12 protein-coding genes, 1 tRNA gene and 1 rRNA gene are annotated in these 16,600 nt (G+C 31.8%); 3 read left to right on the forward strand and 11 right to left on the reverse strand.

Annotated features, from left to right (window positions below; all coding sequences use genetic code 11):
• Positions 1-15 precede the first annotated feature (15 nt).
• From GOM42_RS12290 to tsaD, 4 genes are all read right to left on the reverse strand, one after another.
• Positions 16-345: a PTS sugar transporter subunit IIB gene (locus GOM42_RS12290; protein WP_057232008.1), complete on the reverse strand. Its 330-nt coding sequence runs from the start codon at positions 343-345 to the stop codon at positions 16-18.
• Positions 346-577: 232 nt separating this feature from the next.
• Positions 578-1,957, reverse strand: coding sequence for a trypsin-like peptidase domain-containing protein (locus tag GOM42_RS12295; protein WP_057232011.1), 1,380 nt, complete (start codon positions 1,955-1,957; stop codon positions 578-580).
• Positions 1,958-2,073: 116 nt separating this feature from the next.
• On the reverse strand, positions 2,074-3,093 hold the full coding sequence (locus tag GOM42_RS12300; protein WP_003470825.1) for an alpha/beta fold hydrolase: 1,020 nt from the start codon (positions 3,091-3,093) through the stop codon (positions 2,074-2,076).
• A 14-nt stretch (positions 3,094-3,107) separates the two neighbouring features.
• Positions 3,108-4,127: a tRNA (adenosine(37)-N6)-threonylcarbamoyltransferase complex transferase subunit TsaD gene (tsaD, locus tag GOM42_RS12305; RefSeq protein ID WP_003452273.1), complete on the reverse strand. Its 1,020-nt coding sequence runs from the start codon at positions 4,125-4,127 to the stop codon at positions 3,108-3,110.
• Between the two features lie 141 nt (positions 4,128-4,268).
• On the opposite strand from tsaD, the gene GOM42_RS12310 reads away from it, so the two are divergent.
• Together GOM42_RS12310 and GOM42_RS12315 are read left to right on the forward strand one after the other, a co-directional pair.
• Positions 4,269-4,907, forward strand: a complete 639-nt coding sequence (locus GOM42_RS12310) for a RusA family crossover junction endodeoxyribonuclease (protein WP_003475617.1) — start codon at positions 4,269-4,271, stop codon at positions 4,905-4,907.
• Positions 4,908-4,915: 8 nt separating this feature from the next.
• Positions 4,916-5,476, forward strand: a complete 561-nt coding sequence (locus tag GOM42_RS12315) for a GDSL-type esterase/lipase family protein (protein WP_110077278.1) — start codon at positions 4,916-4,918, stop codon at positions 5,474-5,476.
• Between the two features lie 136 nt (positions 5,477-5,612).
• Here GOM42_RS12315 and GOM42_RS12320 read toward each other — a convergent pair whose 3' ends face one another.
• Positions 5,613-6,575 (reverse strand): NAD(P)/FAD-dependent oxidoreductase, encoded by a 963-nt coding sequence (locus tag GOM42_RS12320; RefSeq protein WP_003452515.1) that lies wholly within the window; start codon positions 6,573-6,575, stop codon positions 5,613-5,615.
• 31 nt (positions 6,576-6,606) lie between these two features.
• Positions 6,607-7,179: a sulfurtransferase-like selenium metabolism protein YedF gene (gene yedF / locus GOM42_RS12325; protein WP_110026361.1), complete on the reverse strand. Its 573-nt coding sequence runs from the start codon at positions 7,177-7,179 to the stop codon at positions 6,607-6,609.
• 181 nt (positions 7,180-7,360) lie between these two features.
• On the opposite strand from yedF, the gene GOM42_RS12330 reads away from it, so the two are divergent.
• Complete coding sequence (locus tag GOM42_RS12330) at positions 7,361-9,250, forward strand: LTA synthase family protein (RefSeq protein WP_011591082.1); 1,890 nt, start codon at positions 7,361-7,363, stop codon at positions 9,248-9,250.
• Positions 9,251-9,389: 139 nt separating this feature from the next.
• On the opposite strand, the gene GOM42_RS12335 is transcribed toward GOM42_RS12330, so the two are convergent.
• The 5 genes from GOM42_RS12335 to GOM42_RS12355 all read right to left on the reverse strand — a co-directional run bounded on the left by GOM42_RS12335 (position 9,390) and on the right by GOM42_RS12355 (position 16,563).
• Positions 9,390-10,913, reverse strand: coding sequence for a hypothetical protein (locus GOM42_RS12335; RefSeq protein WP_003457345.1), 1,524 nt, complete (start codon positions 10,911-10,913; stop codon positions 9,390-9,392).
• Between the two features lie 16 nt (positions 10,914-10,929).
• Complete coding sequence (locus GOM42_RS12340; RefSeq protein ID WP_003452521.1) at positions 10,930-12,345, reverse strand: HAMP domain-containing sensor histidine kinase; 1,416 nt, start codon at positions 12,343-12,345, stop codon at positions 10,930-10,932.
• Between the two features lie 179 nt (positions 12,346-12,524).
• Positions 12,525-13,208 carry a response regulator transcription factor gene (locus GOM42_RS12345; RefSeq protein ID WP_003452499.1) on the reverse strand — a complete coding sequence of 228 codons (684 nt, stop codon included), beginning with the start codon at positions 13,206-13,208 and terminating at the stop codon, positions 12,525-12,527.
• A 322-nt stretch (positions 13,209-13,530) separates the two neighbouring features.
• Positions 13,531-13,605 (reverse strand) — tRNA-Asn (locus GOM42_RS12350).
• Between the two features lie 54 nt (positions 13,606-13,659).
• A 23S ribosomal RNA gene (locus tag GOM42_RS12355) occupies positions 13,660-16,563 on the reverse strand.
• Positions 16,564-16,600 lie beyond the last annotated feature (37 nt).

Raw genomic sequence — 16,600 nt, forward strand, 5'->3', positions numbered from 1 at the left:
CCCTATTAAAATTTCTTACAAATTATTTGTGGATAATTCCTTATTATCCATTAGTGCTAAGGCTTGATTTAAAATCTTATTCCCATTCATGGTTCCATAATCTGCACTATTTATAAGAGTTATTGGTATATTACTATCTATTTTTTTTCTTAAACTATTAAATAAATACCTTACTTGAGGTCCTAATATTATTATATCTGCCTCTTTTTCATATTTTTTAAGCTCATATTCTCCTATTGCAACTATAGAACAATCAATCCCTAATTCCTTTGCAGCTTTTCTCATTTTAGAAACTAATAAAGATGTAGACATTCCTAGTGTACATAATAATACTAATTTTTTCATATATAATCCTCCTAAACTAATACCATTCTTTGCTTACACCATGTATTTTTATTTTAGATAAAATATATATTTAAAATGACTATTACTACTATTCTATAGTCAAATATAATAATTAACAATGAATTTCTTTGAATATATTTGATTTTTATCTAAAATTTTACATTTTATTTTCAATAAAAAAGATATATATCAAAATAATAATAAAATTATTTGATATACATCCTTAATTAAACTAATTAGCAACTAATGTTAAATTTAAGTTTACTTTCTTACCATCTCTAATTATTTCAACTGGTACTGAATCTCCATCATTATATTGACTTTTAACTTGATTTAATTCTTCTAAAGTTTTTACTCTTTTTCCACCAAATTCAACTATTAAGTCACCTATTTTTAATCCTGCTTTTTCTGCTGGACTAAACTCTTGTACTCCTACAACATAAACTCCTTCTTCTAGCTTATTTTCTTTTGCTAATTCTGGAGTAACAGTTCTAGCTGTAATACCAAGTTTTAATATTGGTTTTGATAATGAACCTAATCTTGTTTTAACTTCATTTATAGGAATTGCAAATCCTATACCTTCAATATCTTCACCAACTTTTTTAGCAGTGTTTATTCCAATAACTTCTCCCTTAGAGTTTATTAATGGACCACCACTGTTACCAGGGTTAATAGCTGCATCTGTTTGTATATAATCTAATACATTTCCGTTTTCAGTCTTCATCTTTCTATTTGGTGAACTTACTATACCCTTAGTTACTGTTGAACTAAATTCTTTTCCTAGAGGATTTCCTATAGCAATTACTTCTTCACCAGCCTTAACTGTAGATGAATCTCCTAATTGAGCTATTCCAGGCATTTTAACATCGTCTGTTATTTTTATTACTGCAATATCTCTTTCTGCATCGTAATTTACAACCTTAGCATTTACTTCTTTTCCATCAGAGAATATTACTTTAACTTCTTGAGCTCCATTTATAACATGGTAGTTTGTAACTACATATCCATCTTCATTTATTATAAATCCAGATCCTAATCCTTCTTGTTCTTTTACATTAAAGAATTGGTCTCTTACTAAGCTCTTTGTGGATACTCCTACAACGGCAGGTGTAACTTTTTCAACTACTTGTGGAACAGTTAATTCTCCATCTTCACCTTTAAAGGCTGGTGGATTAACTGAGGTATTACTATTATTCTCTAGTGTACTTACTGGTATGCTATTTTTAAAAGCATAATAAACTCCGCCAGCACCTATAGCTCCTCCTAGTATAGCAACTATGACAGCACCTGCTACTAGAGCTATTCCTCTTTTAAATCCACTCTTTTTCTTTACTTTTTTGTTTTTACTATTATCATTAGATTCTTTTGAGCTTTTTGATTTTACGTCAGAGAAGTTTTTATCATCATCTTTTTTAACTTCATCTTTCGAATTAATTTCATTATCTATATTTAATTGCTGAGTTTCATCTATGTTAGTTTGCTTCGTATCATTATTTGACTCTATATTTTCTTTGTCTTTTATGTCCTTATCTGAATCTAAAGTTTTATTTTCTTTATCATCAAAACCAAAGTAGTCATTTAAGTTTTCATCTTTTTTATTGAAATCACTCATTGTTCATACCCTCCTAAACATTTGTTTTCCACATGTTTATAATAACCATTTTTTGTGTCATTTATATGTCATGTTTATGTCATTTCTATGTCATAGGATATGTCTATATTCTTAGGCTAATTCTGCTCTTCCAAGCTATTATCTTGAATAAATCTTATGCTATCTAAAAATAATTCTGGCTTTTCTAAAGGTATAACATCTGTCTTATTCTTAGCATTTATTATTTGAACTTTATTGTCTAAAGTAAGTTTCTTTAAACTCTCTTGCTCCTTAGTAAAAGCATTATCATTAACTATTATGCTCAAAGGTTTACCATTTAATAAACCAGATTTTTGTGAATTACTACTTTGCTCTAAAATATTCGTAAGCTCACTATAGTATCCACTATTATAATCACTTTTTGTTCTTAAAATATTATAAACCTTAAGATTTTCATTACTTAAATTTTCCTCTAAACCATTTGGATTTTTTAACATACCAAATTTATTCATTATTGATGTTAATCCAAAGTATGAACCATACTTTTGTATAAATCTACTGATTTTTTCACTTGAATACTGTTTCATATAGTCTTTATTTTTACTTAAAGCTTCTTCACTTATTGGATCTACGAGAATAACTCCTTGAACTAAGTCAGGATAAAGTTCAGCAAAGTTACACATTACTAATCCACCATATCCTTCTCCAACAAGTATGTATGGTCCACCAATCCCTGATTTTTTAAGAATCATTCTAAGATGCTGAGCTTGTTCTTTAACACCATCATCTTTTACTGATTCTGAAAAACCATATCCTGGTCTATCATAAGAAAAAGTTCTATACCCATATTCCTTTTCTATAAGCTCTTGAACCTTACTCCATTCACTTAATCCTAAGCCTATATCAGAACTCATTATTATAGTTGGTTTACTTTCTCCTTGGAAATTATAATAATTTTTTTTACTATCAATTCTTACATACTTGTTATCTGGTTCTATTTTTTTACTATCGATTTTGTTTAATATCATTTGATAAGCAAAGCCTATAAATACTAGAGCTAATATAAATATAAAAATATTCCTAATTACGTTTATAGGCTTTATTTTTATATTCTTGTTCATTTTATGAAATCCATTTGAGTACGGAATAAACCTCATTGATAATTCATCCCCTATCTTTCTCCTAATCTTAAATTAGGTTTTGCGTTAAGACTCATTTCAGATACATTTCCCTTTAATAATTCAAAATATGCAGCACTTCCTATCATGGCAGCATTATCTGTACAAAGTATTGGTGATGGGAATAAAACCTTTATTCCTCTCTTTTCTCCTTCTCTAAGAAGATTTTCTCTTAAAGCACTATTAGAAGCAACTCCACCTGCAATGGCTATTTTATCTGCCTTTCTCATCTTACAAGTTTTTATTGCATTATCAGTTAATACTTCAACTACGGCCTTTTGGAAACTAGCTACAACATCAGCTTTATTTATTTCTTCATTTTTCATTTCCATCTTATTTAGATAATTTAAGACAGCTGATTTAACTCCACTAAATGAAAAATCTAAGGTATCATCATGGAAATTAGCTTTTGGGAATTTTATAGCATCACTATTTCCTTCCTTAGCTAATTTATCTATTTTAGGTCCTCCTGGATATCCTAATCCTACGGCTCTTGCTACCTTGTCAAAAGCTTCTCCTGCTGCATCATCTCTTGTTTCGCCTATTATTTCAAACTTTCCATAGTCTTCAACATGGACTACAAAAGTATGTCCTCCTGAAACAACTAAGCAAACAAAAGGTGGTTCTAAATCTTTATGATCTATAAAGTTAGCACTTATATGCCCTTCTATATGATTAACTCCTATTAATGGTTTATCTAAAGAGTATGCTAATCCTTTAGCATATTGAAGTCCTACTAAAAGTGCTCCAACTAAACCAGGACCATATGTAACTGCTATTGCATCTATGTCATCAAATGTTACTCCTGCAACTTCTAAGGCTTCCTCTACTACTGCATTTATAGCTTCTATGTGTTTTCTTGATGCAACCTCTGGAACTACTCCACCAAATTTTGTATGTATATCTATCTGAGAAGATATTATATTTGATAAAACTTCTCTACCATTGACTACTACAGCTGCCGCTGTTTCGTCACAACTACTTTCTATTGCTAATATAATTTTTTTATCCATTTTTATCCCTCTTAATTTTAATTTTTCATGTAAACATAGAGTATTATACTTTATCTGTTAAATACTTTCAAGAAATGTAAATACATAATGTTACATTATGATATAATCTATATTATTATATCATATGATTGGAGGTTTACTATGAATTCATACGCAAAAGTTATAGTAAAAGGCTCACCTATTACTAAATCAAATTTCAAGCTATCAAATGCACAGGGTAGAGCAATTTTACCATCCAATTCTGGAAAATATCATGATAGATATGCATTGTATGAAGAACAAATTGCTTACGAAGCAAGAATTCAAAATCCTAATGTTATTTTAGAAGAATCTTTAATAGCTGTGTTAAAAGTTTATTATAAAAGTTCTAAGAGACATCCCGATACAGGTAACATAACAAAAAGTATCTTCGATGGAATTGAAAAGAGTGGATTAATAATAAATGATATGCAAATAAGAAGAATAATAACAGAGGAATTTTATGATAAAGAAAATCCTAGATTTGAATTAGAACTTTTTGGCGAAAGTTCTTATAGTTTTAATTATGAAATAAATAAACGTGAAGAAAAAGTTGAAAAACTTCTTTATTCACCACCACCTAATAAAAAAAGAAAAACTACTAATACTAATACTAATAAAGAAGAAAAAAGTTCTTCCATAAATAAAGAAAGTTCAAATAAGGTATGTGCTATTTGTAATAAAGCTATTATTGGAAATGATTTTGTTACAGCTAATAAAGGGACAACCATTATTTGCAAAAAATGTTTACTAAGAATGTAGGTGATTATATGAATATAATTTGTATAGGTGACTCTCTTACCTTTGGCTATGGTGTAGGACAAGAAAATTCTTGGGTTTCTCTTTTAAATGATGAAAAAAACAAATTCATAACCAAAGGGGTTAATGGTGACACTTCAACTGGTATTTTATCTAGAATATATGAAATCTTAAAATCAAGTGATTCTAAGATTTGTTTAATTATGTGTGGCTCAAATGATATTATAATGAATAAATCTATTAGTTCAATTATTGATAACATAAGCTTAATGACTGATGATTGTAATTCACTTAACATAAAACCAATAATTTTATCTCCCCCTAAAATATATGGTGATTTAGCTATTAAAAGGTGGGATTCTTCTATTGATTATGAAAAATGTAATTCTAAGCTCCATAAATATGCTAGAGAATTAGATTTATTCTGTGAAAAAAACAATTTGTTATTTATAGATTTAAACTCTAATCTTCCTTTTGATTCTTTAAATTATACTGATGGATTACACTTAAGCATAAAAGGAAATATATTAGTATCTAACTTAGTAAGAATGAGTTTAAAAAATTATCTTTAATTCTATACCTTTGAAATTTTGAAAATTTCACTGAAACAAATATTTCTTTGTAATCATAACCTTCTTTAAAGCATAAAATAAGACTAAAATTCAAAATTAACTTAAATATTAATCTGAATTTTAGTCTTATTAAAAATTACTTTTCAAGATACTCTTTAATGGCATCTCCAACTTTAAATCCTTCTTTTGTTGCTAAGTCAGATAGTTCATAGGCATGCAGAACATTTCCACAAGCAAATATTCCACTTTCTGATGTTTCAAAGTTTTCATTTACTAAAATAGTTTCGCTACTATTAGAAATTCTTAATCCCATCTTTTTACCTAAAGCACTTTCTGGTATCCATGGAACTGATATTAAAAGTGAATCACATTTTATAAAACTTTCCTCTTCTCCACCTTTGCTTATAATTACTCCCTCTACTCTTTCAGTACCTAAAACTTCATTTACTGTATATCCAAGTTTAACAGGAATATCAAAGGCCTCAATTATATTTTCCACAATATATTGAGAAGAATTTAAATAATCCTTACTTTCAATTATTGCTTCTACTTTAGCTCCCTCTATAATAAGCCTTCTAGCAACAATCATATCACTATCATGTGAACCTATTATAACTATCTTTTTCCCTGGAAGATAACCATAAAGATTTATAAATCTGTGAGCAGTTCCAGAAGTATATATACCTGTAAATTTATTTAAAGGAACACTTACATTTCCCTTAAACTTTTCTCTACTTCCAGTAGCTAGAACTATTGCCCTAGTTTTCATATTTTTCATACCTTCATCTGGATTAACATAACTTATTTCTTTATCTTTACTTATCTCTAATACAGTAGTATTTAATTTAACATCTATACCTAGTTTATGAACTTTATGAACTAAGTACTCTACAAATTCACTTCCAGTAACAGCTTCTCCTAAAATTTCTTTTCCAAAGCCGCAATGTATGCAGTGATTTAAAACTCCACCTAAAACATCTTCTCTTTCAAGAAGCAGAACTTTTCCTATGCCATTTTCTTTTGATCTTATAGCTGCTGCCATTCCACTTATTCCGCCACCAACAACTACAACATCATACTCACATAAAATATTCTCCATACTCTAAAAATATTTTCTCCTCTCAAAAGTATTATAACTTTATTACCTTATTAGAAGTATTCATAGATTCAACTATAGTGTACATATTGCTTATTTCTCCTATAGCTAAATTATCTTTTATTCCATAAAAATCTAAGCAAGTTCCACAACTTAGTATCTTAACTCCACGCTTTTCTAAGTTTTGTAATGATTCTAAAACTTCTGATCCTTTAACAGTAAGCTTAACTCCACCATTTAAGAATATAAGTTCCTTAGGTATGATATCACTTTCTGATAAGGTATATAGGTATCCTTTCATAAGTATAGTACCTAAATCATCATTACCTTGACCTAACTTATCAGTACCTACTACTATTACAAAGTCATCTTCCTTCTTTTCTATTTTATTCTCACCATTTTTTTCTATTTTAATTATATAATTTCCCTCTTTTTCTGAAGCATCAAAATTATATCCACATCCTTCTGCATACTTACAGATATTATTTTTTGCTACTTCATTATCAACTAATACTTCTGCAACCCCTTCTTCTATTGAATCAAAATATTTTTTTGTATTTATAACTGGCATTGGACAAGCCATACCTAAACAATCTATTTTTTTCATGACCTCACCTCTTAAAATAATCTATATTATAAAGATATCACATTTTTGTAAATTGAGAAAATCAAAGTTATTCTAAAAAAGTTCTTTTTAAACTTTTTTGTAATAATTCCTTCATACTATGAACATATTGTTTTATGATATAATATTAACAGCTTTGAATAATAAAAGAAGGGGTGTTTCAATGCAAGAAAAAGTTAAATTAAATAACGGGCTTTCTAAATTTAAGGAGTCTCTTAATAAAAATGCTTTAATAAGACTAGGTTTTTACATATTTACTCTTATAGCCATAGTTTTAAAAGGAGCACTTTTTTTAGGTTTCTCTTTAAACCAAAACCTTTACACACTTAATTTTGGTTTAGGATATAGACAAGCTTCTTATTTTATTAATTATTACATAGCATTTGCAGCAATATTTGTAAGTATATGTTTTTTATTTAAAAACAAAGGTAAATTTTTCTCATTAATAATTGTAGATTTATTTATAACCTTAATTACAGTAATGGATATTTGGTATTTTAGAGGATTCCAAACAGTTCCATCAGTAATGCTATTAAAACAAACTGCTAACTTAGATAATCTTGGAGATAGTATTTTTTCAATGGCTAGTCCATATGACTTACTATTCTTCGTAGACTTTATTATTTTAATAATAGCTTTTATAATTTTTAGAAAAAGCTTTAAAAACTGTAAGTCTAATTGGAAAGGTACTTTAATTGTTTTACTTGTATCAATTTGTTATATAGGCTATGTTCCTTTTAACGTTAATGTATTAAAAAGAGAAAATGTTAAAAATTCATACTTATTTAGTAACTATGATCCAACTAACACAGTAGAATACTTCTCACCAATTGGTTATCATATTTTTGATATATATAATGTTTATAAGAATTCTAAACCTTATAAAATGACAGCTGATGATGAAGCAAAAATAAAAGAATATTATGATTTCAAAAATGAGAATCTTCCTGATAATGAATTTAAGGGAATGTTCAAAGGAAAGAACTTAATAGTAATACAAGTTGAGTCCCTTGAAGACTTTGTTATAAATAAAAAAGTAGATGGACAAGAAATAACTCCAAACATAAATAAGTTATTAAATAATTCAATTTACTTGCCTAATATATTTGAACAAGTTAACGAAGGTACAAGCTCTGATTCTGACTTAATGGTTAATACTTCTATGTTACCATTAAGACAAGGAAGTACTTTCTTTAGAAATCCAGCTACAACTTATAACTCATTACCTAATATCTTAGAAAAAGATGGCTATAGCACTATTGCTATCCATTCAGATAAAGGTTCTTTCTGGAACTATGCTCAAGGTTTAAATGGTATAGGTTTTGATAAATTTGTAGATTACTATTCATTTGATCGTGATGAAAATATAGGTCTTGGATTAAGTGACGGAAGCTACTTTAGACAAATTGAACCAATGATTAAAGAATTAAAACAACCATTCTATGCATTTACAGTTACTTTAACAAGCCACGGACCATTTGATTTACCAAAGGAATACCGTGAATTAAAACTTAGCCCTGAACTTGATGATAATGTTTTAGGAGGATATTTCCAAAGTATTCATTATACAGATGCTAAAATAGGAATGTTCATAGAATCACTTAAAAAAGATGGTCTTTTAGATAACACTGTTATTGCAATAGAAGGTGACCATGCTGGTCCTCATAAATACTATAACAGTAAGATAGAATCCTTATCTAATCCTGAATCTTGGTGGTTAGATAATGGAAATCATACAGTTCCATTAATTATCTATAATCCAAGCATTAAGACACCTGTAAAAGACGATGTTTACGGTGGTCAAATAGATATAATGCCAACTCTTTTATATCTATTAGGCGTAGATAATAATGTATATCAAAATACAGCTTTAGGTAGAAATCTATTAAACACTAAGAGATCTTACGCTGTTTTAACTGATAAAACAATTAAAGGTGAACTTACAGATAAAGAAAAAGAAATAGTAGGAAATGTATTAGATCTATCTGATAAAATGATTAGAGCAGATTATTTTAAAGATAAAATACCTAATGATAATTCTAAAAATAATTAAAAAAAAGAGAGCTGATTTTATATCAGCTCCTTTTTCTTTTCTAGAGACCTAAAACTAAAAAAACAGTAGATAGTTTTGTTTTTTTACACCAAACTATCTACTGTCCTATATTTATACTTTAATAATAAATTATTATATTCTATTCACTTATTTTCTTAGCACCATATACATTTTCAACAGTCTCATCCCAATACTTTACATAATCTCCTACAGCCCATTCAGCCATTACAATCTTTTCATCGTTATTTATATTTATTTCCCCTAATCTTTCTCCAATTCGGCCATCAATAACTTTATATATTGATAACTTATCTTTAGCCAATGTTATGGCTATTTTCCCATTTGGTGCTGTAACAACATCTCTAACATCTCTTCCAAGAGATAAAACCTGACTCCATGGAACTGCCAAAGTATCATAATTCACTAATATAGGAACTGGATTTATATTTATATCAAAAGTTTTAGGGTAATCCATTGAACTTTTTTCGTTTAATATTCCTTCTAAATGCCAATTACCATTTTTCCTTTGAAGAGTTATATTTGAGTATTTATTTTTAGAATAATACTCTCTTCCATCAATATCATACTTTTGAATAGCATTCTTTTCACTTTTATTAAAATTCTCCTCTTGTTCTTTTCCAAATAAATTTACTATATCCATACTCTTATGAGTATCCATAGTATTAATAGGAATTATACTATACTCATTAAAAGTACCTCTAAAATCATCACTTCCAGAATAAGACTCTAATCCTATATAGTCATTTCCTACAAAGGTTATTTCTTCATATATTCCTTCAGTATTTTTCTCACCCTTTATTTCAGTCTTATCATTAGGATCTTTCTTTTTACTTGTAACCTTAAGTTTATTTTCAAATTTACCATTATCTAAAGTTGAACTTAAACTTATATTGGAGAATCCATTTATTCTTGGTAATAAAAGAGAATTATCTAAAACCATTATTGGCTGTAATTCATTATTAATTACAGAAATCCATAAAGTTTTATAAGAAGCTTCCTCAAAATCATCATCTTCTATATGCGCAGGTTCCTTAAGTCCAAGTAAAATTCCTACATCCTTTTGATAGTACTCTGGACTTATAGTATTTTCTCTTTTAGTATTCTTATCGCTATCTGATTTCTCTGATTCACTAATCTCTTCTTTTGTAACAACATTAGAAACTTTTTTTAGTTTAATAAGATTATCAGTTAATAATAAATATGCTTCATCATCATTAATTGAAATAATACTTAAATATGTTTTATTACTATCATATATAGAATTCACATCTATATATTCACTTTTTATTGCATCCTTTATTTCATTTTTTATTGATATATTATCTATTTCTCTAAAGAATACCTCTCTCTCCATTCTCTTTAACTTAAACTTTGGATTAACTATGCTAATTCCATTTGCAACTACGCCATCCTTACTTATATTAACAATATCATCTTTCTCTAAGTGAAAAGCACCACTTACGCTACCTGAATTATTTTCATCACTATCATGTAACTTACTTACTACTTCCCATTCCCCTAATATCTTTATATTATCTGACTCTGGTGGAGTTATTTTAGATATATCAAAAGATTCTTTTTGAGAACATCCCATCATAAAAAAGCTAATAATAGTAAAGAAGACTAAAAAAATTTTCTTCATAAAACACCTCTTTTGATTAATTTAAATCATCCTCAACACTCCTGATTAATTTCTTAGGTAAATATATAACCACTTTCGTTCCCTTACCTAATTCACTATAAATCTCCAAAGTCCCTTCATGCAAAGCTATAATTTCATCACATATTGATAATCCTATTCCATTTTGTGACTTTGAATTTTTACCCTTGTAAAATTTCTCTTTTACTCTAGGCAACTCTTCTTTACTTATTCCACATCCAGTATCAATTATGTTTATATAGATTCCTTCATCAGCATATACAAACTCTATTGTTATCTTTTCATTTTCATGAGTGAATTTAAAAGCATTATCTATTATATTTATAAATACTTGCTTTAATCGGTCCTTATCTCCTACAATTATAAAGTCCTCTGTAATCCCTTTTAGTATAAGTTCTTTATGTTCTCTTTCTGCCCTAGGATTCATATATAACCTTAAGTACTCTATAAATTCTTTTAGGTTTATTTCTTCATATTTCAATTTTATTTTTCCGCTAACAAACTTTGAAAAGTCTAATAGCTCCTCTACCATATTACTTAATCTATCAGCTTCTTTTTCAATTATGTCAAAGCCCATCTTTAAGGTTTCTCTATCTGTAAAATCATTATTTAAAGTTATTGCCCAACCTTTTATTGATGTTAATGGTGTTCTAAGTTCATGAGAAACTGAAGAAATAAATTCATTTTTTAATATTTCCCTATTTTCAATTTCCTCTGCCATTATATTAAGACTATCAGCTAACTTTTCAATTTCATCATTAGTAACAATCTTATTTCTTACTTTTAAATTTCCCTTAGCCATTTGTTCAGAAACTTTTATTAATTCTGTAATTGGATTTACTATACTATTAGCTAAGAAGTAACTTAAAATTATACCAATAGCTAAAACTGTTAATCCTATTACTAAAAATACTAAAAAGAAATTTAATATAAAATTATCCACATTTCTAAGTGAACTTATATATCTAATAACTCCTACAATTTCATTTGAAGAATTTCTAAGTGGTGCTGAAATTGCCATTACTTTACCAGTATAATCTGGTACAGTCCCCACCCACTTTGCTGTATCTCCTTCTAAGGCTCTTTTTACATCTACAGGAGTATTATACTCTTTAGGCTCTAAACCTATAGAATCCATTATTAACTGCCCTTTTAAGTTATAAATTTGAACTTGAGCATCTGTTTGCTTCCAAAATATATCTACATCTTCATAAACATTTTCTTCTAGACTAACATTTGATAAATATCTTTTATAAAAATCTACAGATATATTAATTTGACTTAATAATATTTCCTCTGTATTTTGATAATAATATCTAGAAATAAAAATCAAAAACATGGCTGAAACTATAATAATAGTTGATAATAAAAGAACTAAAAAGTTTTTCATTAGCCTAGTCTTTATACTCTTCATAAAATATGCACCTATCTTTCACCTATATATACTAAAAACTTAAAATATAAGCTTTAATATTCACTCTATACTTTATATCTCTTTATAAAATTCCTATGAATACTGTAATATATAGATTTATCCTTTCCATCTAAATCCTATTCTAATCATAATGTTTTAGGATTTTCACAAAAACAGATTTATCTCTTCCACCTATATCCTGTTCCCCATACAGTTTCTATGTATTTAGGTTTTGAAGAGTTTTCTTCTATTTTAGATCTTAATCTCCTTATATTAACATCAACTATCTTTGGATCTCCAAAAAAGTCTATTCCCCATACTAAATTCAACAATTCATCTCTAGTAAAGGCCTTTCCTGGGTTTTGCATGAATATTTTCATTAGTAAAAACTCTTTAGGTGTTACATCTATTTCTACATTTTCTTTATATAAACTTTGAGAATATAAATCTAATTTAAAATTATCTACTTCTATACAATCACTATTATTTTCTTCATTTATTCCTTCTAACCTTCTTATTAATGCTTTTACTCTTAAAGTTATCTCTAGTGGATTAAATGGTTTTAAAACATAATCATCTGCTCCAAACTGAAGCCCCATGATTTTATCCATATCTTCACCTTTAGCAGTTAACATTATTATTCCCATTCTAGGAAAACTTTCTCTTAACTTTTGACATACTTCAAACCCATTCATGCCAGGTAACATAACATCAAGTATTGCTATATCTGGCTTTTCTATTAAAGCCTTTCTTACTCCTTCCTCTCCACTTTCACATTCTATAACTTGAAAGTTTTCTCTTTGAAAATTTATTCTTAAAAAGCCTCTTATACTTTCTTCATCTTCTACTAATAAAATCTTCATCTCTATTCTTCAACTCCTTATATATACTTTTTAAATTTAAATATATTAAATTCTTTAATTACATTAATTATGTAATAATATTGCGTTGTTCCTTTTTAATTATACCAATACAACTAAAGTTTTTTGTTAATAAAAAAAGATATTATTTTATCCTTTCTTAATTATATACAATATCACACTTTCTTTAATTACAAATAGCTTACACTAAAAATACTAAATTAAATAAAATTTTCTTTAAATACAAAAAAAGCTATAAATTAATATAACTATTAATTCATAACTTAAATAATCTATTTTAAATCAAATTTTTGCAAAAAAAAAATGGCTCCTCGGAGAGGACTCGAACCTCCAACCTATCGGTTAACAGCCGAGTGCTCCACCATTGAGCTACCGAGGAACATTTTATTGAAAGATTTTGTTCTTTCAAAATTGCACATAATTAATACTATATTTGGTCAAGCCCTCGATCTATTAGTATCGGTCAGCTGAACATGTTACCATGCTTACACCCCCGACCTATCAACCTTGTGTTCTTCAAGGGATCTTACTAGCTTACGCTATGGGAAATCTCATCTTGAGGTTGGCTTCACGCTTAGATGCTTTCAGCGTTTATCCATTCCCGACTTAGCTACCCAGCTGTGCTCCTGGCGGAACAACTGGTACACCAGAGGTCAGTCCATCCCGGTCCTCTCGTACTAAGGACAGCTCCTCTCAAATTTCCTACGCCCGCGACGGATAGGGACCGAACTGTCTCACGACGTTCTGAACCCAGCTCGCGTGCCGCTTTAATGGGCGAACAGCCCAACCCTTGGGACCTACTTCAGCCCCAGGATGCGACGAGCCGACATCGAGGTGCCAAACCTCCCCGTCGATGTGGACTCTTGGGGGAGATCAGCCTGTTATCCCCGAGGTAGCTTTTATCCGTTGAGCGATGGCCCTCCCACGAGGTACCACCGGATCACTAAGCCCGACTTTCGTCCCTGCTCCACTTGTGGGTGTCGCAGTCAGGCTCCCTTCTGCCTTTGCACTCTTCGAACGATTTCCGACCGTTCTGAGGGAACCTTTGGGCGCCTCCGTTACTTTTTAGGAGGCGACCGCCCCAGTCAAACTGCCCACCTAACAATGTCCTGTGACCAGATTCATGGCCGCCAGTTAGAATTTCAGTACTGTCAGGGTGGTATCCCAAGGTCGACTCCACCAAGGCTGACGCCCTGGTTTCCTAGTCTCCCACCTATCCTGTACAGACAATACCAAAACTCAATGCTAAGCTACAGTAAAGCTCTACGGGGTCTTTCCGTCCAATCGCGGGTAGCGAGCATCTTCACTCGCACTACAACTTCGCCGGATTTACAGTTGAGACAGTGCCCAAGTCATTACGCCATTCGTGCGGGTCAGAACTTACCTGACAAGGAATTTCGCTACCTTAGGACCGTTATAGTTACGGCCGCCGTTTACTGGGGCTTAAGTTCACACCTTCGCTTGCGCTAAGTGTTCCCCTTAACCTTCCAGCACCGGGCAGGCGTCAGCCCCTATACATCAGCTTACGCTTTAGCAGAGACCTGTGTTTTTGCTAAACAGTTGCTTGGGCCTATTCTCTGCGGCCTACTCTCGTAGGCACCCCTTCTCGCGAACTTACGGGGTCAATTTGCCGAGTTCCTTAACTGTAATTCTTCCGCCGGCCTTAGGATTCTCTCCTCACCTACCTGTGTCGGTTTGCGGTACGGGCACTACTTCTCTCTCTAGACGCTTTTCTTGGCAGCGTGGAATCATGTACTTCAGTTCCGTAGAACCTTCCCCATCACGCCTCAGCATTATGAGAGCGGATTTGCCTACTCTCACTGCCTAAACGCTTAGACTAGCATCCAATAGCTAGCACACACTATCCTCCTGCGTCACGCCATCGATAATAACGATGGTAGTGGTACTGGAATATCAACCAGTTGTCCATCACCTACGCCTTTCGGCCTCGGCTTAGGTCCCGACTAACCCTCAGCGGACGAACCTTCCTGAGGAAACCTTAGGTTTTCGGCCTGTGGGATTCTCACTCACATCTCGCTACTGATGCCAACATTCTCACTCGTAACCAGTCCACCGCTCCTTACGGTACGACTTCAGCCCGGTTACGACGCTCTCCTACCGCTTGAACTAAGTTCAAGCCCGTAGCTTCGGTGGTAAGTTTAGCCCCGTTACATTTTCGGCGCAAGATCTCTCGACTAGTGAGCTATTACGCACTCTTTTAATGAATGGCTGCTTCTAAGCCAACATCCTAGTTGTCTTAGAAATCTCACATCCTTTCCCACTTAACTTACACTTTGGGACCTTAGCTGACGATCTGGGCTGTTTCCCTTTTGACCACGGATCTTATCATTCGTAGTCTGACTGCCGAGCTCAAAGTATGTGGCATTCGGAGTTTGATAAGGTTTGGTAAGCGCTATGCCCCCTAGCCCATTCAGTGCTCTACCTCCACTACTCATACTCGACGCTAGCCCTAAAGCTATTTCGGAGAGAACCAGCTATCTCCGGGTTCGATTGGAATTTCTCCGCTATCCACAGCTCATCCCATGCTTTTTCAACAGCAACGTGGTTCGGTCCTCCACGAGGTTTTACCCTCGCTTCAACCTGGCCATGGATAGGTCACCCGGTTTCGGGTCTACGGCATGCAACTAGTCGCCCTATTCAGACTCGGTTTCCCTTCGGCTCCGTACCTTAAGTACTTAACCTTGCTACATACCGTAACTCGTTGGCTCGTTCTACAAAAAGCACCTCATTACCCTCATAAGGGGCTCTGAGCGGTTGTAGGCACACGGTTTCAGGTTCTATTTCACTCCCCTCCCGGGGTTCTTTTCACCTTTCCCTCACGGTACTGCTTCACTATCGGTCATCAGGTAGTATTTAGCCTTGGGAGGTGGTCCTCCCTGCTTCCCACAAGGTTTCACGTGTCTCGTGGTACTCTGGATCAGAACTGATTGATTTCCCGTTTCATCTACAGGACTATTACCTTCTACGGTGGAACTTTCCAGTTCTCTTCGATTACGTCCTACCAATCGTTATGTTCTGTCCACAACCCCGGAAACAAGTTTCCGGTTTGGGCTCTTTCCCTTTCGCTCGCCGCTACTAAGAAAATCGATTTTTCTTTCTCTTCCTCCAGGTACTTAGATGTTTCAGTTCCCTGGGTTACCTTCATTAAGCTATGTATTCACTTAATGATACATGGGGTTTCCCATGTGAGTTTCCTCATTCGGAGATCTTCGGATCTCAGGCTATGTGCGCCTACCCGAAGCTTATCGCAGCTTATCACGTCCTTCATCGGCTCCTGATGCCAAGGCATTCACCATGCGCCCTTTGTAGCTTGACCTATATTAGTTATAGTTCTCATTTTACAAAGAATAGAA

It is taken from the genome of Clostridium sp. 16K-1-R1 (assembly GCF_023921145.1).
In the GTDB taxonomy this organism is placed as follows: domain Bacteria; phylum Bacillota; class Clostridia; order Clostridiales; family Clostridiaceae; genus Sarcina; species Sarcina perfringens.

Coding starts and splice junctions, on each gene's coding strand:
- GOM42_RS12290 (WP_057232008.1), bottom strand. CDS start 345: ATGAAAAAATTAGTATTATTATGTACACTAGGAATGTCTACATCTTTA.
- GOM42_RS12295 (WP_057232011.1), bottom strand. CDS start 1,957: ATGAGTGATTTCAATAAAAAAGATGAAAACTTAAATGACTACTTTGGT.
- GOM42_RS12300 (WP_003470825.1), bottom strand. CDS start 3,093: ATGAGGTTTATTCCGTACTCAAATGGATTTCATAAAATGAACAAGAAT.
- tsaD (WP_003452273.1), bottom strand. CDS start 4,127: ATGGATAAAAAAATTATATTAGCAATAGAAAGTAGTTGTGACGAAACA.
- GOM42_RS12310 (WP_003475617.1), top strand. CDS start 4,269: ATGAATTCATACGCAAAAGTTATAGTAAAAGGCTCACCTATTACTAAA.
- GOM42_RS12315 (WP_110077278.1), top strand. CDS start 4,916: ATGAATATAATTTGTATAGGTGACTCTCTTACCTTTGGCTATGGTGTA.
- GOM42_RS12320 (WP_003452515.1), bottom strand. CDS start 6,575: ATGGAGAATATTTTATGTGAGTATGATGTTGTAGTTGTTGGTGGCGGA.
- yedF (WP_110026361.1), bottom strand. CDS start 7,179: ATGAAAAAAATAGATTGTTTAGGTATGGCTTGTCCAATGCCAGTTATA.
- GOM42_RS12330 (WP_011591082.1), top strand. CDS start 7,361: ATGCAAGAAAAAGTTAAATTAAATAACGGGCTTTCTAAATTTAAGGAG.
- GOM42_RS12335 (WP_003457345.1), bottom strand. CDS start 10,913: ATGAAGAAAATTTTTTTAGTCTTCTTTACTATTATTAGCTTTTTTATG.
- GOM42_RS12340 (WP_003452521.1), bottom strand. CDS start 12,345: ATGAAGAGTATAAAGACTAGGCTAATGAAAAACTTTTTAGTTCTTTTA.
- GOM42_RS12345 (WP_003452499.1), bottom strand. CDS start 13,208: ATGAAGATTTTATTAGTAGAAGATGAAGAAAGTATAAGAGGCTTTTTA.